This is a genomic window from Streptomyces sp. NPDC043680, from assembly GCF_056436685.1.
The window spans coordinates 432,263-455,266 of the sequence record NZ_JBWKCE010000004.1 but is presented as its reverse complement, the minus strand read 5'-3'; the positions used below and the strand labels follow the sequence as shown (position 1 = coordinate 455,266).

Genomic DNA, 23,004 nt, shown 5'->3' with positions numbered 1-23,004 from the left:
CCTCCTGCGGGGATGCTCCGTGGCCCCGGGTCCCTGGGCGGGCCCCTCTGCCGGGCTGAGCGCCTGCCCCGGCCGGCGCCCGCCAAACGACGGTCAGGACATGCTCGCCAGCACCTGGGGCGAGAGGTTCTTGAGCAAGGTGTTGCACCAGCGCATCTGGCGCAGCGTCTGGGGATGGCAGTCCGAGGCGAGGGCGGCCAGCCGGTCGTCCCGGGTCGCCTGCGCGACCTGGGCGAGCATCTCCCAGTGCAGGGAGTTCCGGCCGGCGGCCAGGTGGAGGGCGGTCAGGTCGCGCAGCAGGAGCAGCCCCGGATGGGTGGGGGCGGCGTCCTGCCCGTCTGCGGCCTCGGGGGCGGCCGCGGCGGTCTCGTCGAAGACGAGGCCGTGGTGCCGGGAGGCCTCCGCCAGCCGGTCGCCGTGCTCCCGCGACCAGCGGGCCAGGTCGGTGGCCACGTGGTGCACCTCGTGGTCGGCGCGGTGCCGTTCGGCCGCGGCCAGCAGGGCGGCCTCCAGATGGCGTTCGCCGCCGTACAGGTCCTGCAGGACGAGGGTGATGCCGCTCATGCCCCCTCCGGTTCCGTCCGGTCCTCGTGATCAGCGGTGGTCTGCGCCGACCGCGCGGAAGGACCGCCGACGGTGGCCGGCACGGCGCCGGGGTCCGCGGGTGCGGACGCGGTGGTGGTGGGGGCCGGGGCGGGGCTGCCGTCACCGCGTGCCACGCGGGTGATCCGGGCCGCGGCCACCTTGTACAGGGGCTGCTTGGAGGCGGGGTCCCAGTCCGTGACCGTCGTCTCGTTGGCGGCGCGGCCCGGCCGGCCGTCCTCGGGCGGCCGGTGGCCGGCCTCGGTGTCCCAGTAGCCGTAGTGGAAGGGTACGAAGATCAGGCCGTCGCGGATCGCGGTGACCCGCAGCCGGCCGCGCAGCGCTCCGCGCGCCGTGGTGACGTCGACCAGGTCACCCTCCGCGAGCCCCTGCCGGGCGGCCTGCGCCGGGGAGAGCTCCACCCACACCTCGGGGGCGGCGGCGTTCAACTGGGGGACGCGGCCGGTCTTGGTGCGGGTGTGGAAGTGGTAGAGCGTACGGCCGGTGCTCAGCTGGAGCGGGTACTCCGGCGAGGGCTCCTCGTGGGGCGGCAGGTACTCGGCCGCCTTGAGGACCGCCTTGCCGTCCGGGTTCAGGGAGCGGTACTCGACCACGTCCACGGACGCGCCCGTCACCAGGTCCTTCCCGTAGCTCTCGCAGGTCCCGGGTGCCGCCCAGGTGATCCCGTCGGCGTAGAGGCGCTCCGTCCCCTGCGGCGCGCCGTCGGTGCAGGGCCAGGGGATGCCGCTGCCGCCCCGCAGCAGGTCGTACGTGAGCCCGGTGTAGTCACAGGGACACCCCGCGCTGCACCGCTTCCATGCCTCGAACGCCTCCTCGGGGCCGTGCCAGTGGACGAGGGGGCCGCCGTCCTTGTCGCGGAAGTCCATCCGGCGGGCGTAGTCCAGGAAGACGTCGAGGTCGGGCCGGGCCTGCCCGGGCGGGTCGACGGCCTTCTCGGCGAGGTGGACGGTCCGATCGGCGTTGGTGAAGGTGCCGGTCTTCTCGCCCCAGGTGGCCGCGGGCAGGACGACGTCGGCGAGCTGGGCGGTCTCCGTGGGGAAGAGGTCCTGGACGACCGTGAACAGCCCGTCCTGCCCGAGGATCGAGCGGATGCGGGCCAGTTCGGGCAGGGATACGGCGGGGTTGGTGCCGCTGATCCACAGCAGCTTGACCGAGCCCTGTTCCGCGTAGCGGAAGATCTGCAGGGCGGGGGTGGGCGGGGCGTAGTGCGGGATGTCCTTCGGCTCGACGTTCCACACCCGGGCGAGGTCGGCGACGTGCTCGTCGTTCTGCCAGTTGCGGAAGCCGGGCAGGTCTCCGTCGGCTCCGCATTCGCGGGTGTTCTCCGCGGTGGGCTGGCCGTTCATCTGGAGCAGTCCGGCACCGGGCCGGCCGAGCATGCCGCGGATCAGGTGCAGGTTGTTGACCTGGACGGCCGCGGCCGTTGCCTGGTGGGACTGGTAGACACCCTGCAGGACGGTGGACAGCAGCCGCTGCGCCCCGCCGAGGATCTCCGCGGCCTCCCGGACGGCGGCCTCCGGCACGTCGCAGATGTCGGCGGCCCAGGCGGGTGTGCAGGGCGCGACCTGCCGTTCGAGCTCGTCGAAGCCGACGGTGTGGGCCTGGACGTAGGCCTGGTCGACGTGGCCGGTACGGATGATCTCGTGCAGGAGGGCGTTGAGCAGGGCCACGTTGGTGCCGGGCCGCGGGGCGAGGTGGACCGAGGCGCGGCGTGCGGAGGGCGTGGGACGCGGGTCGACGCAGACCAGGCGGGGCGGGGCGGGCCCGTCGAGGCGGTCCAGTACCCGCATCCAGAGCACGGGCTGGGTCTCTGCCATGTTGTGCCCGAAGAGCGCGAGCGTGTCGGCGTGGTCGATGTCGGCGTAGGAACCGGGCTGGCCGTCGCAGCCGAAGGTCTCCTTGAGGGCTTCCGCGGCGGTGGCGGTGCACAGGCGGGTGTTGCCGTCGAGGTGGTTGGTGCCGATGCCCGCCCGGGCCAGTACGGCCAGGGTGTAGTACTCCTCCAGGTACAGCTGCCCGGAGGTGTAGAAGGCGATCGAGCCGGGGCCGTGCTCATCGAGCAGTGCCCTCGTACGGGTCACGATGCGGTCCATCGCCGTGTCCCAGTCGCACGGCGTGAGCCGGCCGCCCTCCCGGATCAGCGGGCTGGTCAACCGGTCCGGGGAGGCATTGGCCTGCCATCCGAACAGGTCCTTGGGGCCGAGGCGGCCGCGGTTGACGCGGTCCGCCGCCCGGCCGCGGACGCCGACGATCCGGCCGTGGCGCACGGCGATGTCCATCGCGTCGCCGTTCGAGTGCAGGAGGGAGGCGGCCTGCACCCACTGCTCCACGTCCTCGGGGCCTACGCCTTCCGCCAGGTGCGTGTCGGTCCGTACCGGCCAGGCCTCGCCGGGGGCGTAGGGCGTCCGCGCACCCCAGGGATCCGCGATCCGGTCCACCATGCGTTCCACGTGTGCCTCCGCGTTGCCGGCTTGGACCTCATCAGGCGGCTACCCGGTCCGGACCCGGTCAAGCCAAGCTCCTCCCCACGGCCTCACCAGGCGTTTTGAGGCCGGCATGTCGGTTGCGGGGCACTGGGCCGACGGCAGGTCAGGCGGGCCGGCGTGCCCGGGTCACACCTCGCGCCACCGGTCGTCGGCCAGGTGGGAGCCGGCCATCGGGCCCATACGCAGCATGCCGCCGTCGACCGCCCACGAGGCGCCGGTGACGTAGGAGGCGTCCTCGCCGGCCAGGAAGGCGATCACTGCCGCGACCTCCCGGGCATCGCCCGGCCTGCGCAGGGGGACTCCGGGCCGGGTCTCCTCCCGTACGTCCCGGTCCTCCTGGCCCGTCATGGGGGTGGCGATCTCCCCGGGGGCGACGGAGTTCACGGTGATGCCGTACTCGGCCAGCTCCAGGGCCATGACCTGGGTGAGCAGTCCGAGGCCGCCCTTCGCGGCGCAGTACGGGGCCGCGCCGACGCGGGGCTGGTGCTCGTGCACCGAGGTGACGTTGACGATCCTGCCCCCGTCGCCCTGGTCGATCATGCGGCGGGCCGCACGCTGCGCGCACAGGAACGGACCGACCAGGTCGACGTCCAGAACCTCGCGGAGAGTTTCGAGGCGGATGTCGAGGAACGGGGTGGCGGTTCCGGTGCCCGCGTTGTTCACCAGCACGTCGATCCGACCGAGGTCCTCGGCGAGCCGGTCGATGACGTCGGCGGCCTCGGGCAGCCCGGTCAGGTCCAGCCGGCGGACGGCCGCCTTGCGGCCGTACCCGTGGACCTCGGCGGCCGTGGCCCGCGCCCCCGCCTCGTCGCTGTGCCAGGTGATCCCGACGTCCAGGCCGGCGGCCGCGAGCCGGACGGCCGTGGCCCGGCCGATGCCGGAATCCGCGCCCGTCACCACGGCTGCCGTGGGCCTGCGCCCTCCGGTTCCGAGCGGATGAGTCATGGAGCTGCCTTTCGGTCGGCTGTCTCCGGCGGCCGTCGCCCGGTCGGGCGGGCCCGGACCCGGGCGCGGACGCTCCGGCCGGGTACGGTGCACCTACCCGCGCGCGGCCCGGGCGAGGCAGGCCCATCCGGGTGCCGCCCGGCCGCCGGTCACCTGCCGCGGCCGGTGACGATGTCGCGCACCCGGTCGGCCAGGCCGGCGCCGGGGGCGGACAGTCCGTCGGCGGGCGGTGTACGGGGGATCTCCGGCAGGGCCCCGGGCGGCACGAGGTCCTTGGCCCGCCGCGCCTCGTCGCCCAGTGCGTCCAGGACGCCTTGCGGACAGGCCCGGCGCAGCCTGGGGAAGAGGTTCTCCTCCTCGTCCCGGACGTGGGCCCTGACCTCCGACTTCAGCGCGGCGAGAAGACGGTCGAATTCGGGCCCCTCGGCGTCCAGCCCTTCGAGGTCCTTCAGCAGCTTCTCCACCAGGGAGTGGTCCGCGATCTCCTTGTCGGCGACGACGTCCCCGTCCGGAAGGTGCTCCCGGATCGCCGGGCAGAGGTGCTCCTCCTCCACGACCGTGTGCCGGACGAGTTCGATCGTCAGCCGCTCGACCGCCGTCTGCCGGTCGGCCGCCGCCGCGGTGCGCTCGATCCGGTCGAACATCTCCGCGGCCTCGCGGTGGTCCGCCACCAGCTCGGCGATGACGTCTCCGCCGTGTCCCATGGCACCGCTCCCTTCGACGAGGGGTGTCGGCCGGCGCGCGTACCGGCCTGCGGTGCGCCTACCCGGCAACGGCCCGCTCTCACGGACCGCAGCCGGCTCCCCCGGCCCGGAGGGGAGCCGGCCCGCATCCCGCCGGGTGGCGGCACCGGGCTTCGCGCCGGACGGTGGGGGCGGGCTCGGGCTGCCCGCGGGGCAGCCGGTCACCGGAGACGGCCGGGGCACCGCGCCGGCCGACGGGGCGGGGCAGGGGCGCGGGCCTCGGGACCGGTTGGCGCGCCAAACTGCCTGCCGACCGGGGAAGTTGGCGGCGGGAGCATTCGGGTCCGCCCCGGGGCAGGGAGGGCTACGTACGGGACTTGGCGGCCTCGGCCGGCCGGTCGGCGTCGAGCAGGACCCACAGGCGGCGTCCGTCCGCGGCGGCGTCGGTGCCGCAGCCGACCACGCTGCGCAGGGAGGCGAGTTCGGTGAGGACGCCGTCGTCGGGGGCGGTTCCGGTGACGTGGCTGAGAGCGACGGCGAGGATGCGGTGATCCTGGTCGGCGAGGTGGACGCTGATCCTCCGCCCGCCGTCGGCGACCGCGGCACGGACCAGGAGCCGTACGGCGGTGTCCAGTTCGTGCTCGTCGAGGTGGGGGTAGCCCCAGGCGCGGACGCGGGCGGTGGCCTGCGCTCCGGCCTTCTGCGCCGCCCACTCGTCCGCGCGGAAGGTCAGCCCCGCGGTCTGCCGGTTGCGGATCTGCATGCGTGGTGCGGAGCGGCCCCGGGACGGGGGGTTCGGCCCGCCCGCCTCGGTCGGCATCATCGTCATGTCACCACGCTACGCGGCTGCGCGCGGTCGCCGAAAGAGCGTCAGCGTACGCTCCCCGCGGGGAGTCGGGTCGGCCACCCAGCGGCGCCGGGGTCCCCGGAACCCCGGACTTCACCGCCCTCGGGTGCGGGGCCGGTCGTCCTCGGTTTCAACCGGGTGCCACCCCCGCAGCGGAACGCCCAACGCGCGCTCCCGTACTGCCCGGCTGCGGTCGGCTCGGTCGAACTCGTCCGGCGGCTTCCCCGGTTGACCTGAAGAGGACACTACGCTTCGTGTTTATGACCCGCCATTCCGGTTACATGACGTAGTGACAGGCAGTCAGTACTCGACGGAAGGCAGGATCATGACCCTCGTCACCGTGCTCATCCTGGTCGCTGTCCTCGCCCTCATCGCCCTGCTCGCACTGGCCCCGTCGGTGCCGGCCCGGCTCAATGCCTTTCCCGGGCGCCGTCGCCGCCCGAGCCACCGGCGCGGCCGTCAGGTCCGGTTGAGCAAGATCCCCGGCCAGCGCAATGTCCACCACCACGCGGGCTGACCCAGGCCGGCGCCGCGGGGGCCGGCTCATCGCGGGCGGCCAGCGCTGCGGGGTGGTTCAGTCGCCGCCCCGCGGCGTGGGCCGCACCTCGAAGCCGCTGAGCTGCTCCGGCGCCTCTTCCCGGGCCTCCACGCCCCGCACCTCGGCGGCCGGCGGCCCCGTGTGCGCCCAGCCCACCATCTGCGCGACGGCTCCTTCCTCCCCCTCGAACACCGCCTCGACCTCGCCGCCCGGCAGATTGCGCACCCACCCGGACACTCCGTGCTCCAGGGCCTGATTGCGACAGGTGTCCCGGAAGAAGACCCCCTGGACCCGTCCGGACACGATCACGTGCTTGCGTACCATGCCCCGACCATAAGGCCCGGCAGACCGCTCACGGAGCGCGACAAGACGATGACGCTCGACGACCCGGGCGCGCCCGGTGCGGCCCCGCAGGGCACCCTGGAGGTATGGCCAGGGCCAACGAGGACGTCGAGGCGCTGCTCCAGGAGTACGCCGACCTCATCGCGATCACGGGCGGGGACGCCTTCAAGGCCCGCGCGTACGAGAAGGCCGCCCGGGCCATCGGCGGCCACCCCGCCGATATCGCCCAGCTCGACGCCAAGGGCCTGCGCGAGATCCCGAACGTGGGCAGGTCGATCGCCGACAAGATCATGGAATACCTGCACACCGGCCATGTGCCCGACATCGAAACGACCAGGGCCGCGATCCCGCCCGGCGTGCGCGAGCTCATCAGGATCCCGGGGCTGGGGCCCCGCAAGGCGATGGTCCTCTACCAGGAGCTCGGCATCTCCTCCGTGGAAGCGCTGCAGACCGCCATCGAGGATGAGCAGCTGCGCGATCTGAAGGGCTTCGGGGAGCGCACCGAGGAGAACATCCTGCACGGCATCTCCCTGCTCCAGAAGGCCGGAAGCCGCATCCTGCTCGGCGCCGCGATGGACATCGCCGAGCAGATCGTCGCCGACATGTCGCGGATCCCGGGCTGCGTTCGGTGCACGTACGCGGGCTCGCTGCGCCGGATGCGGGAGACGATCGGCGACATCGACATCCTGGTGGCCGCCGACCGGTCCGCGCCGTTCATGACGGCCCTGGCCGAGTTCCCTTACACGGGCGAGGTCATCGCGCACGGCGCGAAGAAGACCTCCGTCCGGACCTCCACGGGCCTCCAGGTCGACCTGCGCGTCCTGCCACCGGCCTCGTGGGGCGCGGGGCTCCAGTACTTCACCGGCTCCAAGGGGCACAACATCCGCACCCGGGCGCTCGCGGTACGCCAGGGGCTCAAGCTGTCCGAGTACGGGCTTTTCGACGCCGCGAGCGGCGAGAACCTCGCCTCCGAGACGGAGGAGGAGATCTACGCCCGGCTCGGCCTGCCCTGGATCCCGCCGCCGCTGCGCGAGGACCGCGGGGAGATCGCGGCCGCCCTCCAGGACGGACTTCCCGCGTTGTTGACGGAACGGGACCTCCGGGGCGACCTGCACACGCACACGGACCTCACGGACGGTCTCGCCTCCCTGGAGGACATGATCACCGCCGCTGCGGCGCGGGGCTACGCCTACTACGCGGTCACCGACCACGCTCCCGACCTCGCGATGCAGCGGATGACGCGGGAGAAGATCCTCGCGCAGCGTGAGCAGGTGCGCGCACTGGACCGCACCACGCACGGGATGCGGCTGCTGCACGGCACGGAACTCAACATCGGCCCCGAGGGCGGCCTGGACTGGCCCGACGACTTCCTCGCCGGGTTCGACCTCTGCGTCGCCTCCGTGCACTCCCACTTCAACCAGAGCAGACAGGAGATGACCCGGCGCATCATCCGGGCATGCGAGAACCCGTACGTCGCGGTCCTCGGCCATCCCACCACCCGGCGCATCGGCAAACGCCCGGGCGTGGACGCCGACTTCGACGCGGTGTTCGAAGCCTGCGCGCGCACGGGCACGGCGCTGGAGATCAACGCCCACCCGGAGCGGCTCGACCTGTGCGACGAGGACATCCTGCGGGCGCGACAGTACGGCGTGAAGTTCGCCGTGAACTCGGACGCGCACGCCGCGACGCATCTGCCGTACGTCCGCTACGGGGTGGGCACGGCGCAGCGCGGATGGCTGACGAAGGAGGACGTGGTCAACACCTGGCCGTGGACCCGGCTCCGCCGTTTCCTCGGGGCCCACAGGCCGTAGGCCGGCCTGTCGTCCCTCCCGTGCTGTGCCGTCCCGTCCCTCCCGTGCTGTGCCGTCCCGTCCGTCCGTGCCGTGCCGTGCCGTGTCGTAGCCGCCGTCCGGAGCGGTCGGGGGCCGATAGTGGGTGCCGTGAGCAGCGAGTCGGAGGAAGGCGGTCCGGTGCACGGCACCGACTGGACCGGGCGGGACGGGACGCAGGCCTTCGCGGCGGTGGAGGCGGCCACCGACTGGCTCGTGGACGGCCGGGTGGCCGACCTGCCGGGCGGGTACGCGGACACGGTGATGTGCAATCACGTGCTCGCCTCGCTGCCGGACGAGGAGGCGGTGCTCGCGGCGTCCGGCGAGATCCGCCGGCTGCTGCGGGCCGGGGAGCCGCTCGTGCTGCTGACCACGGACCCCGCATGCACCGGCGTGGAGTACGCCTCCTTGCGGGTGGACACCGTGGACGCCCCGTACGGGCCGGGCGAGGAGATGACCGTACGGCTGCGGCGTACCGACGGATCCTGGCAGGAGGTCCGCAACCACGCCTGGCCCGTCCACGTACTGCCTGCCCTGCTGGAGCGCGCCGGCTTCGGGGAGGTCGTCCAGCACCGGCCGACCGTGGAGGAGGCGCTCGCCCTCACCGGCCCGGCCCTCGTGCAGAGCCGCGCGTGGGCCGGGGAGCGGGCGCGGCCTCCGCTGGTGGTCACCTCGGCCGTTGCGGTGGAGCCCGGGCAGGAGGTGCCGGGGTGAGGGACGTCGAACGCTTCACCCGTACGTGGGAGGTCTCGGCCGGCAGGGGGTACGACACCGCGTGGGGGGAGTTCCACGGGGACCGGCTGCGCGCCCGTGGACGGGCCTTCGCGCTGGAGGGCGGCCCGTACTGGGTCGGCTACACGCTCGACACCGGACCCGGCTGGGTCACGCGCTCGCTCCGCGTCAGCGTCGAAGGGCCGGGCCACGCGGCCCGCGAGCTCGACCTCGTGCGCGGTGACGACGGGCGGTGGACGGTCGACGGGCAGGTGCGGAGTGAGTTCGACGGGGCCCTCGACTGCGATCTCGGGTTGTGCCCGCTGACCAACACCATGCCCGTCCGGCGCCACGGACTGCACCTGCGCGAAGAGGAAGGTGCGGCCCGGGAGTTCCTCATGGCGTGGGTGTCGGTGCCCGAGCTCACCGTGCTCCCCTCCACGCAGACCTACACCGCCCTGGGCGGCCGCCGGGTCCGCTACGCCTCCGGCACGTTCCGCAGCGACATCGCCTTCGACGCCGCCGGACTCGTCCGCGACTACCCCGGCCTCGCCACCGGACTGTCGGGCTCCGACGGCTGACCCCGCCACAGGACGCGGACGCCTTCCAGATCGAGGGATCGCCCACCGCCGACGGCCGGGGGCCCTCCTCGTGGGACGCCTTCACCAGGGAGCCCGGAAGGATCAAGGACGGCTCGCACGCGGGGGGGCCACCGACCACTACCGCCGCTTCCGCGAGGACGTGGCGCTGATGGCCGGGCTGGGCGTCGGCGCCTACCGGTTCTCGGTCTCGTGGTCACGCGTCCTGCCGGAGGGCCACGGCCGGGTCAACCGCGCGGGCCTGGACTTCTACGACCGGCTCGTCGACGAGCTGTGCGCCCGCGGTATCGCCCCGGTGCCCACGCTCTTCCACTGGGACACCCCGCTCGCCCCCGAAGAGCAGGGCGGCTGGCTCCGGCGCGACACGGCCGAGCGGTTCGCGGCGTACGCCTCGGTGGTCGCGGACCGGCTCGCCGACCGGGTGCCGATGTGGATCACCATCAACGAGCCCGCCGAGGTGACCCTCCTCGGCTACGGCCCCGGCGAGCACGCCCCCGGGAAGCAGCTCGTCTTCGACGCCCTGCCCGCGGCCCACCACCAGCTGCTGGCCCACGGCCTGGGCGTACAGGCCCTGCGCGCCGCGGGAGCCCGCGAGATCGGCATCGCGGCCTCGCACAGTTCCGGTCTGGGCCGCCGCCGACACCGAAGCGGACCGCGAAACAGCCGAGTTGTACGACATGCTGGTGTACGTCGTCGCGTCGGGGCTGGTCATCACGGCGGGGACCCTGCTGCTGGCGGTCTGGCAGACCTGGACGGGGGCGGTCACCGCCTCGCTCGTCCTCGGCGCCGGCTTCGGCGTCTACACGTCCGTGGACTTCGCCCTGCTCACCGATGTGCTGCCGACCGCCGAGGACCGGGGCCGGGACCTGGGGGTCGTCAACATCGCCAACGCGCTGCCCCAGGTGCCGGCTCCGGTGATCGCCGCGCCGGTGGTCACCCACCTTGGCGGATACACCGCCCTGTACGCGCTGGCCGGGGCCCTCGCCCTGGCCGGGTCGCTTCTGGTCCGCCGCATCCGCGGCGTGCCCTGACCGGCGGGGCGGCCTGCCGGAGGGGGCGCCGTAGGCCGGACGACGACCGGCCGGGTGCCACCGGAGGGATCAGGTGGCACCCGGCCGGTGCGGATGTGTCAGTCGTTGACGCAGATGGTGCCCCCGGCCGGGTTCAGCGCCCCGATGATGTTGACGCTGTTGCCGCAGATGTTGATCGGGATGTGGATCGGGACCTGGACCACGTTGCCCGAGAGCACGCCCGGCGAACCGACGGCGACACCGTGCGCCTCGCTGTCGGCGACAGCGGCCCCGGCCCCGCCCAGCGTCGCGGCGACGACCAGACACGCTGCAGCGGCGACGGTACGGATCTTCATGAAGGTCTCCCATCGAGTGAGGGTGTTCGGCCTCATTCCACAACAGACCTGGCCAGGCCTGGACGATTCACCCGGTCGTGGGCGGTGTGCGCGTCCACCTGGCGGGACCGGATGCACACAGAACCCGACTTTTCCGGAAAACAGCAATCCCTTGAGCGTCCTGTCCCGTATTGCATGTGGAAGTCTCTCCAGGAGGGAAATCTCATGGCGATCTTCAGTCATCTGACCCCGGCAAAGCACCGCCGCCGCAACAGGAGGAACACGAACGACCGGCACGACAACACTGGCACCAACCACCGTCGCCGCCGTCGTCACACCACCAGCACCGGTCACGGCCGCCACGGCCACGGCTGCTAACTGCATGGGACGGCCGAGCGGCCCCCACTGGGGGTCCGCTCGGCCGGCATGCGGTGAAGGGATGCGTCCATGAGGCGGGTGTCATGGCAGGTCCTGCGACGGCTGCTGTCGGTGGCGGACGACCCCGACGCGGTCGTGGCCGCTGCGCCCCAAGTCTCTCCGCGCGCAGCTTTCCGACGTTTTTGGCCCTATACGCGTGGTGGTCGGCGCTGGCTGGCGCCGATCCTCTTGTTCAGCCTGATCGGCCCCGTCCTGGACGCGGCTGAGATCTGGCTGTTCAAGGTCGTGGTGGACGAGGTCCTCGTTCCGCGCGATCTGGGCCCCTTCCTCTGGATCGCACTCGCCTACCTGGGGTTCGTCCTGTGCTCCGGAATTCTGGGGTTCGCCGACGACGTGTTGTCCACCTGGGTCAGCGAGCGCTTCGTGCTGTCGCTCCGCTCGGACGTGTTCCGCCACGTGCAGAGACTCTCGCTCGGCTTCTTCGAGCGCCGGCGGCTGGGCGACGTACTGTCCCGCATCACGGGCGATGTCGACGCGGTCGAGACCTTTCTGCTCTCGGGCGTGGCCAACGCCCTGTACGACGTGGTGCGGTTGGGCGTCTTCCTGGGCCTGCTGTTCTACCTCCGGTGGGACCTGACCCTCCTCGCGCTCGTCATCGTGCCGCTCTTCTGGTGGGCGGCCCGCCACTTCTCCCGGCTGATCAAGGCCGCCTCCCGGGAACGACGCCGGCGCAGCGGCTCGATCAGCGCCATCGCCGAGGAGTCGCTCGGCAACATCGCGCTGGTGCAGGCGTACAACCGCCAGGAGTGGGAGGGACGCCGCTTCGACCGGGAGAGCACCGGCAAGTTCCGCGCGTCGATGACCTCGGCGCGGATCCGCGCGGTCTACGGCCCGATCGTCGAGGTCGTCGAAGTCACCGGCGCCCTGGCGGTGATGGGGCTGGGCACGTGGAAACTCGCCCAAGGACAGCTGACCCTGGGCGGCCTGCTGGTCTTCCTCGCCCTGCTGAGCAAGCTCTACAGCCCCGTCCGCAGCCTGTCGCAGCTGGCCGCCACCTTCTACGCGGCGTCCGCCTCCGCCGAGCGGATCATCGAACTCCTCGATCAGCAGCCGCAGGTCGCCGAGGCGCCCGATGCCCGGCCCATCGGGCGTGCCCGCGGCGAGGTCGAGTTCCGCGGCGTGAGCTTCCGCTACCCGGGGACATCCCGGTGGGCGCTGAGCGACGTGTCCTTCCATGTCGCAGCCGGCACGACGGTCGCCCTGGTCGGGGCGAGCGGCGCCGGGAAGTCCACGCTCGGAAAGCTGCAACTGCGCTTCTACGACCCGGATCAGGGCGCCGTCCTCCTCGACGGCACGGACCTGAGGGAGCTGCGCCTGGCGGAGCTGCGCGAGAACGTCGCGGTGGTGCTCCAGGAAACCCTCGTCTTCCACGGAACGGTACGGGAGAACATCGCCTACGGCCGTCCCGGTGCGAGCGAGGCGGAGATCGTCGCCGCAGCCCGCGCCGCCGACGCGCACGAGTTCGTCCAGCTGCTGCCCGACGGCTACGACACCGTCGTGGGCCAGCGCGGCCGCACGCTCTCCGGCGGGCAGGCCCAGCGCCTCGCCATCGCCCGCGCGATGATCAGGGACGCGCCCGTCCTGCTCCTGGACGAACCGACGACGGGGCTGGACACCCAGTCGGCCCGCCGGATCATGGAACCGCTGCGCCGGCTGATGGCCGGACGGACCACCCTGGTCATCTCGCACAACCTGCTCACCGTCCGCGACGCCACGTCCACCGTGGTGCTGGAGCACGGGCGGGTCGTCGAGCAGGGCACGCACGAGGAGCTGCTGCGGCTCGACGGGACGTACGCACGGCTCCACCGGGTGAACGGGTCCGCCCCCGCCGGCCCCACGGAGCGCAAGGTCCTCTCATGAACACTGCCACCAAGGCCCCGCCGGCCCCGCCCCTCGCACCCGGAACCCGTCCCGCCCCGGGTTACGAGGTGCTGGCGCACCTGGACCGGACCGGCTGGCTCGACCTCTACGACGTCTGGAGCGAGGAGCGGGCCTGCCGCTGCGTGCTGAAGGTGCTGCGGCCCGACCGCAGGCACGAGGAACCGCTGCGCGACCGGCTGCTGCGCGAGGGCCGTTGGCTCCAGGACTTCACCCATCCGCACGTGGTCCGCGCGTACGAGACCTTCGAGTCGCCCGAGCCGCTCGTGGTGCTGGAGACGCTCACGGGGGAAACGCTGTCCCATCTCGTCGACCGGCTGTCCCGGCGGCCGTCCGCACAGGACGTGGCCCTTCTGGGTCTCCAGCTGTGCTCGGCGGTGCACTACCTGCACGGCCGCGGGCTGCTGCACCTGGACCTGAAGCCGTCCAACGTGGTCGTCGACTGCGGGCACGCGAAGGTCCTCGACCTCAGCGTCGCCCGGGCGCCCGGCACCGCCCCGGCCGGCATCGGCACCTTCTGCTACCTGGCCCCCGAGCAGGCGCGCGGCGGCCCGTTGTCCGCCGCTGCCGACGTGTGGGGCATGGGGGTCACGCTGTACGAGGTCGCCACCGGCGGGCTGCCGTTCGACTGCGACCCCTTCATCGGCAGCGAGACGACGTCGGCGACGGCGAGCGGTGGCAGCGCGGGCACGGACGGCCTGGAGGATCTGGCGGACCTGGAGGACTATCCGCAGCTGGCAGGGGCTCCTGCGCCGGTCGGCTCGCGGCGCCGGGGGCTTCCCGCCGGGCTCGCCGCGGCCATCGACAGCTGTCTGCGCCCCGAGCCGGCCGCCCGGCCGACGACGACGGAGCTGGCCGCCGCCCTCGACGCCGTCCTCCCCCCGGACCGTCGTCGCACCGCCGTGGCCATGGCCGACTGACGTGCTGCGTACCCCGCCAGTCCCAGTACGGCTCCCGGGCCGGGTACGGCACACGGGAGCCGGCTCGCGCAGGTCGGCACAGAACACGCAAGGGGCCCGACGGCGTCAGTCGGGCGACAGCTCCCCCAGCCTGGCCGAAGCGGCCTCGGCTGCCCGGCGGGCCTGTTTCACCGCCCGTTCCAGGTCCCGTACGCGGGCCGCGGACTGCGCCGCCGCCTCGCGCGCGCCGCGTTGGGCGGCCCGGGCCTCGCGCAGTCGGCGTTCCGCTTCGGCGAAATGTTCGTCGGCCCGGGCCGCGGCCTCCTCGTGCCGCTGCTGCTCCTCCACGGCCGCCCGCAGTTCCCCGTCCCGGGCGGCGGCCTCGCTCCGGGTCTCCTCGGCCGCCTGCCGGGCCCGTTCGAGTCGGGCCCGGCGCCGGGTGTCCGCGCGTCCGGGAGCGGATGTCCCGGGCGGCGGTGACGGTGTGGGCGGGGCGGCGGCCTGCTCCGTCCGCGACCCGCCGTCCACCGGCGGGAGGCCGGTGAAACCGACCGGCGGCTCCAGTGCCTTGGCGAGGCGGCCCGAGGCCCACTGCTCGGCTGCCTCGGGATCGGCGAGCACGGCGTGCAGCGTCTGCTCCACCTCCCGCAGGACGCCGTCGCTGACCGTGTGCCCTGCCTCGCCGGCCAGCTGCCGGGCGGTCCGGGCCAGCTCGGAGACCACCACGTGCTGCTGGTGCGACAGCTCGCGCAGCTGCGGGCCGTGCAGCGTCCGGTGGGCCTCGCGCAGGGCCCGGCCGAGCTCCAGCAGCGCAGCCGCCTCCTGGGGCCGCTCCCGGACGAGGAGGTTCGAGGCGTACGCGGCGAGCGTGGGCCGCCGCAGGCCCGCGATCCTCTTCGCGGCCTGCTTGTCACCGGCCTTCCGGGCCCGGGCGGCCTGCTCGTCCCGGGCCTCGGTGAACCGTTCCGGGGGCAGCCCGTACACCTGCGCGCTGACCGCTTCCACATCCACGTCCGCATCCACAGCACCCACCATCGGGCACCGCCCGGCGTCCGGGGCGGAACACGCCGGGCCGCCCGGCCCCCGGAACCGGATGCACTGCGGGAGCGCGGTCCTGCTCCGGCATACGGGATCCTGGGCGAGGTGGATCTGACCTCCGAGTCCCCCGTGTCCATGAGGCTGCGCGAGCTCCGGGTACGCATCGCGGCCCGCGTCGGCACCCCGGAGGGCCATGAGGGCCTGATCCGCAGGACGGGGCCCGGGGTGTCCGCCGCCGATCTGCTGAACCCTGGGGCCCGCAGGCGTCGCCGGCCCGCCGGGCGGGCACTGAGCACGGGTGAGACCTGACGTCCTGCACGCCCCGGCGGGAAACCGCGCCGCCTCCCGCCGGGCGCTGCTCGCCGGCTCGGTCGGCAACCTCGTCGAGTGGTACGAGTTCGGCGTCTACGGCTGCTTCGCCACGGTCATCGCCGCGAACTTCTTCACCCCTGCCGGTTCCGGCGCGGCGCCCGGGGCCGAGGCGCTCGTGGCGACGTACGCCTCGTTCGCGCTCGCGTTCTTCTTCCGGCCGCTGGGCGCCGTGTTGTTCGGGCGGCTCGGCGACCGGCTCGGGCGACGGGCCACCCTCGTCCTGGTGGTCGGCCTGATGACCTTCGCCACGACGATGATCGGGCTCCTGCCCACCCGCGCGGCCATCGGCGCGGCCGCCCCCTGGCTGCTGACCCTCCTGCGGATCCTGCAAGGGCTCTCGGCGGGCGGTGAATTCGGCGGCGCCGTCTCCCTGATGACGGAGTACGCGCCGGTGGGACGGCGGGGCCTCTACGGTGCGTGGCAGTCATTCACCGTCGCTCTCGGGCTGCTCACCGGGGCCGGCACGGCTGCCGGCCTGGCCTCGGTGCTGCCCGCCGGGGCGCTGCACGCTTGGGGGTGGCGGATCCCCTTCCTGCTGGCCCTGCCACTCGGCGCGGTGGCGCTGTGGCTGCGTACGGCGCTGGAGGAGCCGCCCGCGGCTGCTGCCGGTGGTGCCTCCCCGGCCGCCCCCCGGGCCGCTCCCCCACCGCCGGATCCTGCCGAGCCGAACCGGCCCGGCGAGCTCGGATGGGCCGTCGTGCTCGGGATCGGGCGGATCACGGGCTGGTGTGCGGCCGGGTACACCTTCCTCGTGGTCCTGCCGTCGTACCTGCAGGCCACGCTGGGCACCTCCGTGCGGGAGGCCCTGCTGGTCACGGCCGTCGCCCAGCTGGGGTTCGCGGCTTCGATCCTGCCCGCCGGGATGCTGAGCGACCGGATCGGGCGGCGCCCGGTGATGCTGGGCGGGGCTCTCTGCGTGGTCGTGCTTGCCTTCCCGCTGCTCCAGCTGATCCGGTCCCCCGGCGGCTCCCCCTGGCTGCGGGCCGGGGCGCTCCTGCTCGCGGGCGCGGTGGTCGGCCTGATGGCCGGGCCGGGCCCTGCGATGCTGGCGGAGATGTTCCCCCGGCGGGTCCGCTGCACCGGGCTCGGAGTGGCCTACGCCCTGGCCAACGCGGTGTTCTCCGGCTGCGCCGGACTTGTCATCACCGCGTTGACCGCCCGGACGGGAAACACCGGCATTCCGGCGTACTACGCCGCCGGCGCCTGCGCCGTCAGCTGTCTCGCGCTGCTCACCCTGGGCGGCCACGACCACCGGGAGCCGTTGCGATGAGAGTGATCGGTCTGATGTCCGGGACCTCGTACGACGCCGTCGACGCCGCGGCCGCCGATCTCGACCTGTCCGCCGAGGACGGCACGCTCCACCTGACCCCGCTGGGCATGGTCAGCGAGCCCTACCCGCAGGACGTACGGGCGGCTCTCGCCGCGGCCCTGCCGCCCGCGGCCACCACCCTGGCCGACGTGTGCCGCCTCGACACCCGGATCGGACAGGCCTTCGCGGCCGTGGCCGCCCGCGCGGACCGGGAACTGTGCGCGGGGCGGGCCGAGTTGGTGGCCTCGCACGGGCAGACGGTGTACCACTGGGCCGAGGACGGCCGGGTGCACGGCACGCTCCAACTCGGCGAGCCGGCATGGATCGCCGAGCGCACCGGCTGCCCGGTGGTGTCCGGCTTCCGGCCGCGCGACGTCACCGCGGGCGGGCAGGGCGCACCGCTGGTCAGCCTGGTCGACCTGATGCTGCTGCGGGGGCGCCCCGGCGTTCCGGCCGCCCTGAACATCGGGGGGATCGCCAACGTCACCGTGGCGGGCGGCGGTGCTCCGGTCGCCTTCGACACCGGGCCGGGCAACGCGCTGATCGATGCCGCGGTGCGGGAACTGACCGGCGGGCGCCGCGCGTACGACGAGGACGGCGCCCTGGCCGCCGCCGGGCAGGTCCAGGAGGCGCTGCTGGAGCGGCTGCTGGCGGATCCGTACTACCGGATGCCCGTTCCCCGGACGACGGGCAAGGAACTGTTCCACGCGGGCTATCTGCACGAGCGGCTGGCGGGGTTCCGCGAGCTGCGGCCCCAGGACCTGATCGCCACGCTGACCCGGCTGACCGCGCGGACCGTGGCCGCGGCGGTGCTCCCGTACGGGGTGACGGAGGTCTTCGCCTCGGGCGGCGGCGTCCGCAACCCGGCACTGATGGCGATGCTGGGCGAGGAGGTGGCGGGCACCGCGGTGGTGCGGGGGTCGCACGAGCTGGGGCTGCCCGCCGAGGCGAAGGAGGCTTACGCCTTCGCCGTGCTGGGCCACCTCACCCTGCACGGCCTCCCGGGGAACGTCCCGGCGTGCACCGGCGCGGCGGGACCGCGGATCCTCGGCTCCCTCACGCCCGGCAGCCGCCCGCTCCGCCTGCCGGAGCGTCCTGTCCGCGTTCCGCACAGGCTGGCCGTACGGGCGGCCCCGGCCTGACGTGCGGCGGGACCCTCCGGAAGCCCTCCGGACGCCCTGCGCTCAGTGGCCCGGCGTCCAGAGGTCCGCGAGCTGTGCGGCCTCCCAGGCGAGGTCCCGCCAGGCCCCGGTCACCGTCAGCACGGCGACGGAGGAGGTGGGGAAGGACGTGCGCAGGACGCGCACCCGCTCCTTGGGGCCGCCGCCGCACAGGCCGTCCGCCAGCTGGTGGATGGCGGGGTTGTGGCCCACCAGCAGCAGGCCGGTCAGGTCGTCGGTGCTCTCCCGTACGACGTCCAGCAGGCCGTCGGCGTCGGCGTCGTAGAGCCTGTCCTCGTAGCGCGTCGGCGGCGGCGTGGGCCAGTGCGCCAGCATCAACTGCCAGGTCTGGCGGGTGCGGCGGGCCGAGGAGCACAGGGCCAGGTCGACGGCGAAGCCCGCCTGCGCGAGCCATGCGCCGGCCTTGGGCGCGTCGTGGCGGCCCCGGTCCGCGAGACCGCGGTCGAAGTCCTCGGCGACGTCCTTGGGCACGGCCTTCGCGTGCCGGACCAGGACGATCCGGCGCTCGGCTTCGGGCATGATCCACCCCTCTCACGGCTCTTCCCACGGTGGCACGCCTGCCCGCCGTCCGCACGGCCAACCCGGCATTGGACAGAGTACGAGCAAGGTCGGCGCTTCCTTCAGGCCCTGGCTCTGCCGCGAGCGGCGTCAGGCGCCCTTGACGGCGAACGGCCCGCCGTCGTCGAAGACCTGTTCCAGGAAGCGCTCGCCGATCAGGCGGTGGCCGGCCGAGTCCGGGTGCAGGCCGTCCGGCAGCGGCACCTCGGCGAAGTCCCGCTCCCCGTAGAGCGAACGGCCGTCCAGGTAGTACAGGTGGGGGTCCTCGGCCGCCCGTTGCTCCGTGATGCGCGCCAGCTCGTCCCGGATGACGGTGAGAGTGAGCCGGGTGGGGTCCGACGCGTCCCCGAGGGCCCGGAACCGCAGCCCCCCGTCCGAGAAGTCCGGCGCGAGGGGCCCCGGGGTCTCCTCGTGCAGGGGGCACAGGACGGGGGAGACGACCAGCAGCGGTGCGGTCGGATGTCCGTCGCGGAGGGTGTCGAGGAAGCCGTGCACCGCCGGGGCGAAGGCACGCCGTCGCATCAGGTCGGTGTTGACCAGGTTGATGCCGATCTTGACGCTGAGCACGTCCGCGGCGGTGTCCCGCATCGCGCGCGCCGTGAACGGGTCGAGCAGGGCGTTGCCGCCCAGGCCCAGGTTGATCAGCTCCACCCCGGCCCGGATCGCGGCCAGCGCCGGCCAGGTCGCCGTCGGACTCTCGGCCGCGGAGCCATGGCTGATCGAACTGCCGTGGTGCAGCCACACCCGGCGGCCCGCGGTCGGGACGGCCTCGACCGGGGCGTCGGTGCGCAGGGCGATGAGCTCCGTGGTCTCCCCGTGCGGCAGCCAGATCTGGAACTCCTTCAGCTCCCCGGACAGGCCGGTGAAGCGGACGGTTCCGGCCGGGCCGGGCCGTACCTCCGCCGCCCCGGTGGCCAGGTCGAGCGTACGGGTGTTGCCGCCGGACACCCGGGCCTGTCCGGCCGGCAGGCCGTCGACCAGGAGGTCGTAGACCCCGTCCACGGGGGCCGCCATCCCCTGGTAGAGCGTCTTCGTCGGCAGCACGTCCAGCTCGACTGCGGTGGCCCGGCTCCGGAAGGACAGCCGCACACCGGAGGGTTGGGACTCGACCACGGCCAGCTGGGCGTCGGGGAACTGGCGTCGGGCCCGGGCGGGCAGCCGGTGCGGCAGCAGTCCGTGCTCCGTGCGCTCCAGGTCGAGCGCACCGTGCAGGATGCGGGTGTCGATGGGGGTGGTGATCCAGTCAGTCACGTGACGACCTTACGTGCGGCCTCGGTGCGTCATGGACTGGCCGCCGATGTCCGCCGCGTCCGCGAGTTGGTCCTGCCACCACGCCTGTGCCTGCCGCGCGTTCATCGCGGCCCAGGCGGGTGTCCGCTCCACCTGGGCCCGGCCGAGCCGGCGGGCCAGGGCGACGAGCTCCCCTCCCGCGGTGGCCCGTGCCGTCCGGTAGGCGTTCAGCAGCTCGTCCCAGGAGGCCGCTGCCCGCCAGGCGGCCTCGAAGGCACTGGCGTCCTGGAGGGCCTTGGCCGCCCCGCTGGTGGTGTGCGGGCGCGCAACGACGGCCGCGTCACCCGCCAGCAGGAAGCGTCCGGCCGTGGTGTGCGCGCTCTCCAGGTCGTAGATGGGCTGGACGTAGGTGTGATCCGCATCCGTCGACGCGATGACGCGGGCCCAGTACGGCGGGAACCGGCGGTCCAGCAACTCGGCCAGGGCGCCGGCGAGTTCGGCCGTCACCTGGCCGGGCGGGAAGCTGGTGGGATCGTCCAGCCGCAGCCCCCCGGTCTGCGGGGGCATCGCGTACAGGACCCAGTTGACCCGGGGGCCGTCCGGTCCGGGGATCCGGTAGATGACGCAACTGCCGCCCTGGAAGCAGACGGTGGTCACCGCGTCGCCGGGGAAACTTGTCTCGCCGGTCTCCGCCAGCCGCCGGGCGTCGAAGTTCCCGCGCCAGCAGACGTACCCGGCGTACTGGGGGCGCGAGGTGCGGCAGACCGTCTCCCGTACGACCGAGCGGTACCCGTCGGCGCCGACGGCCAGGTCGTACTGCTCGGCGACCCCGTCCGCGAGGCGCAGCTCGGCACGGTCGCCGACGGCGGCCGCCCCGGTCACCGTCACGCCCTGGCGGTAGACGACCGACGCGGGCGTGGCCTCCCGTAACCCGCGCCAGAGCAGCCCCCAGTGGTACGAGTGGAAGGGGAACGGCTGCTCCCAGAACATCCGCCCGTCCGGCCCGGCGGCGTCGTCGCGGACCACCCACCGGCGCCGGGTCAGCCGGTGGGCGGCGATACCCGCGGGCAGGGCGCCGGTCGCGGCGAGTTCGGCGGCCCGCTCGTCGTGGACGCACAGTCCCAGTCCCCGGTCGGCGAGCCGCCCGCGGGTGCGCTCCAGCACCACCACCTCGTCCGCGCCCGCGCGCGCCGCCGCCGAGGCGAACGCACATCCGGCGATGCTCCCGCCGACCACCGCGACCGTACCGCCCTGCATGGCTGCTCCCTCGACTCGCCGGTCCCCCGCCCCGGTCCCCCGCCGCGATCGGCGGGGGCCGCTTACGGGGACTCTCCGGCAGGCAGGGGGGATTCGGCAAGGGAGCAGGGCCCGACCGGCTGCCCGTCAGGCCGTCAACGCGTCGGCCCGTCAGCCCGTCAGCCCGTCAGCGCGGCCGATACGACGCCCTGGGCCTCCTCCTGGACCCGGCTCAGGTGCTCGGGGCCGAGGAAGGACTCGGCGTAGATCTTGTAGACGTCCTCCGTGCCCGAGGGGCGCGCGGCGAACCAGGCGTTCTCGGTGGCCACTTTGATGCCCCCGATGGCGGCCCCGTTCCCGGGGGCCTCCGTCAGCACCGCGGTGACCGCCTCGCCCGCCAGGGTGTCGGCGGTGACCTGCTCGGGCGAGAGGCGGGCGAGGACGGCCTTCTCCTCCCGGGTGGCCGGGGCGTCGACGCGGGCGTACGCCGGTTCGCCGAAGCGGGCCGTGAGGCCGGCGTACCGTTCGCTCGGGGTCTGCCCGGTCACGGCCGTCATCTCCGAGGCCAGGAGGGCGAGGAGGATGCCGTCCTTGTCGGTGGTCCAGACCGAGCCGTCGCGGCGCAGGAACGAGGCCCCGGCGGACTCCTCGCCGCCGAAGCCGAGGGTGCCGGTGGCCAGCCCGTCCACGAACCACTTGAAACCGACCGGAACCTCCACCAGTTCGCGGCCTAGGTCGGCGGCCACCCGGTCGATCATCCCCGAGGACACCAGCGTCTTGCCGACCCCCGCACCGGCCGGCCAGCGGTCGCGGTGCCGGTAGAGGTAGTCGATGGCGGTGGCCAGGTAGTGGTTCGGGTTCATCAGGCCGCCGTCCGGGGTCACGATGCCGTGCCGGTCGGCGTCCGCGTCGTTGCCGGTGGCGATCCGGAAGCGGTCGCGGCCCTCGATCAGCGAGGCCATCGCGTACGGGGAGGAGCAGTCCATCCGGATCTTGCCGTCCCAGTCCAGGGTCATGAACCGCCAGGTGGGGTCGGTGTGCGGGTTGACCACGGTCAGGTCGAGACGGTGCTCCTCGGCGATGCGCCCCCAGTAGGCCACGGAGGCCCCGCCGAGCGGATCGGCCCCGATGCGCACACCTGCGGCGCGTACGGCGTCCAGGTCGAGCACGGACGGCAGGTCGCGCACGTAGCTGCCGAGGAAGTCGTACGTCCCCGTGGTCGGCGCCGCCATCGCCCGCATGTACGGCAGCCGCCGTACGTCCTTCAGCCCGCCCGTGATGATCTCGTTGGCGCGCTCCTGGATCCAGCCGGTCGCCTCGGAGCCCGCGGGGCCGCCGTGGGGCGGGTTGTACTTGAAACCGCCGTCCGCCGGCGGGTTGTGCGAGGGGGTGACCACCACACCGTCCGCGCGTGCCGAGGTGCGGCCGCGGTTGTGCGTGAGGATGGCGTGCGAGACCGCGGGCGTGGGGGTGTAGCCCTGGGCCGAGTCCACCAGCACGGTGACCCCGTTGGCCGCGAAGACCTCCAGGGCGGTCACCCGGGCGGGTTCGGAGAGCGCGTGGGTGTCCACGCCCAGGAACAGCGGGCCGTCGGTCCCCTGCTGGGCCCGGTACTCGCAGATCGCCTGGCTGGTCGCCGCGATGTGGTCCTCGTTGAAGGCGGTGGCCAGGGAGGACCCGCGGTGCCCCGAGGTGCCGAAGGCGACGCGCTGGGCGGGTTCCGCCGGGTCGGGGTGCAAGGCGTAGTACGCGGTCACGAGCCGGGCGACATCGATCAGATCGTCCGGGCGCGCCTGCTGTCCCGCTCGTTCGTTCGGCATCCGCCGGCTCCTCCGTGAGGTCGAAGAGATCAACCAGGTCATTGTGTCGTCCCGCCGTCCGCGCCGCACCGGCACCCCACCCGTCGGTGCGTGAGAAGATCCTTTGCGGCCCGCCGG

22 protein-coding genes and 1 pseudogene are annotated in these 23,004 nt (G+C 73.6%); 11 read left to right on the top strand and 12 right to left on the bottom strand.

Going from position 1 to position 23,004, the window contains the following annotated elements; all coding sequences use genetic code 11:
* Positions 1-93 precede the first annotated feature (93 nt).
* The 5 genes from AC0666_RS11735 to AC0666_RS11715 form a co-directional block, all read right to left on the bottom strand.
* A complete protein-coding gene (locus tag AC0666_RS11735; RefSeq protein ID WP_468963805.1) occupies positions 94-564 on the bottom strand; it encodes a hypothetical protein in 471 nt (156 codons plus the stop codon).
* Positions 561-3,053 (bottom strand): molybdopterin oxidoreductase family protein, encoded by a 2,493-nt coding sequence (locus tag AC0666_RS11730; RefSeq protein WP_478707516.1) that lies wholly within the window; start codon positions 3,051-3,053, stop codon positions 561-563. Before AC0666_RS11730 ends, AC0666_RS11735 begins: the two co-directional genes overlap by 4 nt.
* 162 nt (positions 3,054-3,215) lie before the next feature.
* Positions 3,216-4,034, bottom strand: coding sequence for an SDR family oxidoreductase (locus AC0666_RS11725; protein WP_468963803.1), 819 nt, complete (start codon positions 4,032-4,034; stop codon positions 3,216-3,218).
* A gap of 149 nt (positions 4,035-4,183) precedes the next feature.
* Positions 4,184-4,738: a hemerythrin domain-containing protein gene (locus AC0666_RS11720; RefSeq protein ID WP_468963802.1), complete on the bottom strand. Its 555-nt coding sequence runs from the start codon at positions 4,736-4,738 to the stop codon at positions 4,184-4,186.
* A gap of 343 nt (positions 4,739-5,081) precedes the next feature.
* The gene (locus AC0666_RS11715) at positions 5,082-5,546 is read right to left on the bottom strand and encodes a hypothetical protein (RefSeq protein ID WP_468963801.1); all 465 of its coding nucleotides are present in this window, start codon (positions 5,544-5,546) and stop codon (positions 5,082-5,084) included.
* A gap of 343 nt (positions 5,547-5,889) precedes the next feature.
* Here AC0666_RS11715 and AC0666_RS11710 point away from each other — a divergent pair, with 343 nt between their 5' ends.
* Positions 5,890-6,081, top strand: a complete 192-nt coding sequence (locus AC0666_RS11710; RefSeq protein ID WP_468579066.1) for a hypothetical protein — start codon at positions 5,890-5,892, stop codon at positions 6,079-6,081.
* Between the two features lie 57 nt (positions 6,082-6,138).
* Here AC0666_RS11710 and AC0666_RS11705 read toward each other — a convergent pair whose 3' ends face one another.
* Complete coding sequence (locus AC0666_RS11705; RefSeq protein WP_468579067.1) at positions 6,139-6,426, bottom strand: acylphosphatase; 288 nt, start codon at positions 6,424-6,426, stop codon at positions 6,139-6,141.
* 104 nt (positions 6,427-6,530) lie between these two features.
* Here AC0666_RS11705 and polX point away from each other — a divergent pair, with 104 nt between their 5' ends.
* The 5 genes and pseudogenes from polX to AC0666_RS11680 form a co-directional block, all read left to right on the top strand.
* Complete coding sequence (gene polX / locus AC0666_RS11700; RefSeq protein WP_478707515.1) at positions 6,531-8,255, top strand: DNA polymerase/3'-5' exonuclease PolX; 1,725 nt, start codon at positions 6,531-6,533, stop codon at positions 8,253-8,255.
* Positions 8,256-8,384: 129 nt separating this feature from the next.
* Positions 8,385-8,987: a methyltransferase domain-containing protein gene (locus AC0666_RS11695; RefSeq protein ID WP_468963799.1), complete on the top strand. Its 603-nt coding sequence runs from the start codon at positions 8,385-8,387 to the stop codon at positions 8,985-8,987.
* Complete coding sequence (locus tag AC0666_RS11690) at positions 8,984-9,565, top strand: putative glycolipid-binding domain-containing protein (RefSeq protein ID WP_468963798.1); 582 nt, start codon at positions 8,984-8,986, stop codon at positions 9,563-9,565. Before AC0666_RS11695 ends, AC0666_RS11690 begins: the two co-directional genes overlap by 4 nt.
* Entirely contained in the window at positions 9,562-9,735 is a 174-nt protein-coding gene (locus AC0666_RS11685; protein ID WP_478707560.1) for a family 1 glycosylhydrolase, read from the top strand. The genes AC0666_RS11690 and AC0666_RS11685 overlap by 4 nt, the downstream gene beginning before the upstream one ends.
* Positions 9,735-10,611: pseudogene (locus AC0666_RS11680) on the top strand (family 1 glycosylhydrolase); the annotation flags it as partial. The gene AC0666_RS11685 and the pseudogene AC0666_RS11680, both read left to right, overlap by 1 nt.
* Positions 10,612-10,712: 101 nt before the next feature.
* Here AC0666_RS11680 and AC0666_RS11675 read toward each other — a convergent pair.
* Entirely contained in the window at positions 10,713-10,949 is a 237-nt protein-coding gene (locus AC0666_RS11675) for a chaplin (RefSeq protein WP_468963797.1), read from the bottom strand.
* Between the two features lie 585 nt (positions 10,950-11,534).
* Between AC0666_RS11675 and AC0666_RS11670 the strand changes: the two genes are divergently transcribed.
* Both AC0666_RS11670 and AC0666_RS11665 read left to right on the top strand, forming a co-directional pair.
* Positions 11,535-13,226 carry an ABC transporter ATP-binding protein gene (locus AC0666_RS11670; RefSeq protein ID WP_478707514.1) on the top strand — a complete coding sequence of 564 codons (1,692 nt, stop codon included), beginning with the start codon at positions 11,535-11,537 and terminating at the stop codon, positions 13,224-13,226.
* Positions 13,223-14,164: a serine/threonine-protein kinase gene (locus AC0666_RS11665; RefSeq protein WP_468963795.1), complete on the top strand. Its 942-nt coding sequence runs from the start codon at positions 13,223-13,225 to the stop codon at positions 14,162-14,164. Before AC0666_RS11670 ends, AC0666_RS11665 begins: the two co-directional genes overlap by 4 nt.
* Positions 14,165-14,269: 105 nt before the next feature.
* Here AC0666_RS11665 and AC0666_RS11660 read toward each other — a convergent pair whose 3' ends face one another.
* Positions 14,270-15,154: a hypothetical protein gene (locus AC0666_RS11660; protein ID WP_468963794.1), complete on the bottom strand. Its 885-nt coding sequence runs from the start codon at positions 15,152-15,154 to the stop codon at positions 14,270-14,272.
* A 132-nt stretch (positions 15,155-15,286) separates the two neighbouring features.
* Between AC0666_RS11660 and AC0666_RS11655 the strand changes: the two genes are divergently transcribed.
* From AC0666_RS11655 to AC0666_RS11645, 3 genes are read left to right on the top strand one after another with little or no spacing between them, the layout of a single operon-like run.
* A complete protein-coding gene (locus AC0666_RS11655; protein ID WP_468963793.1) occupies positions 15,287-15,490 on the top strand; it encodes a hypothetical protein in 204 nt (67 codons plus the stop codon).
* A complete protein-coding gene (locus AC0666_RS11650; protein WP_468963792.1) occupies positions 15,480-16,823 on the top strand; it encodes an MFS transporter in 1,344 nt (447 codons plus the stop codon). The genes AC0666_RS11655 and AC0666_RS11650 overlap by 11 nt, the downstream gene beginning before the upstream one ends.
* The gene (locus AC0666_RS11645; protein WP_468963791.1) at positions 16,820-18,004 is read left to right on the top strand and encodes an anhydro-N-acetylmuramic acid kinase; all 1,185 of its coding nucleotides are present in this window, start codon (positions 16,820-16,822) and stop codon (positions 18,002-18,004) included. Before AC0666_RS11650 ends, AC0666_RS11645 begins: the two co-directional genes overlap by 4 nt.
* A gap of 42 nt (positions 18,005-18,046) precedes the next feature.
* Here the strand turns inward: AC0666_RS11645 and AC0666_RS11640 are convergent, their stop codons facing one another.
* The 4 genes from AC0666_RS11640 to pgm all read right to left on the bottom strand — a co-directional run bounded on the left by AC0666_RS11640 (position 18,047) and on the right by pgm (position 22,887).
* Positions 18,047-18,562, bottom strand: coding sequence for a SixA phosphatase family protein (locus AC0666_RS11640; protein WP_468963790.1), 516 nt, complete (start codon positions 18,560-18,562; stop codon positions 18,047-18,049).
* 129 nt (positions 18,563-18,691) lie between these two features.
* Positions 18,692-19,852, bottom strand: a complete 1,161-nt coding sequence (locus tag AC0666_RS11635; RefSeq protein ID WP_468963789.1) for a GDSL-type esterase/lipase family protein — start codon at positions 19,850-19,852, stop codon at positions 18,692-18,694.
* A gap of 9 nt (positions 19,853-19,861) precedes the next feature.
* Positions 19,862-21,088, bottom strand: coding sequence for an FAD binding domain-containing protein (locus AC0666_RS11630; RefSeq protein ID WP_468963788.1), 1,227 nt, complete (start codon positions 21,086-21,088; stop codon positions 19,862-19,864).
* A gap of 158 nt (positions 21,089-21,246) precedes the next feature.
* Entirely contained in the window at positions 21,247-22,887 is a 1,641-nt protein-coding gene (gene pgm / locus AC0666_RS11625) for a phosphoglucomutase (alpha-D-glucose-1,6-bisphosphate-dependent) (protein WP_468963787.1), read from the bottom strand.
* Between the last annotated feature and the right edge of the window lie 117 nt (positions 22,888-23,004).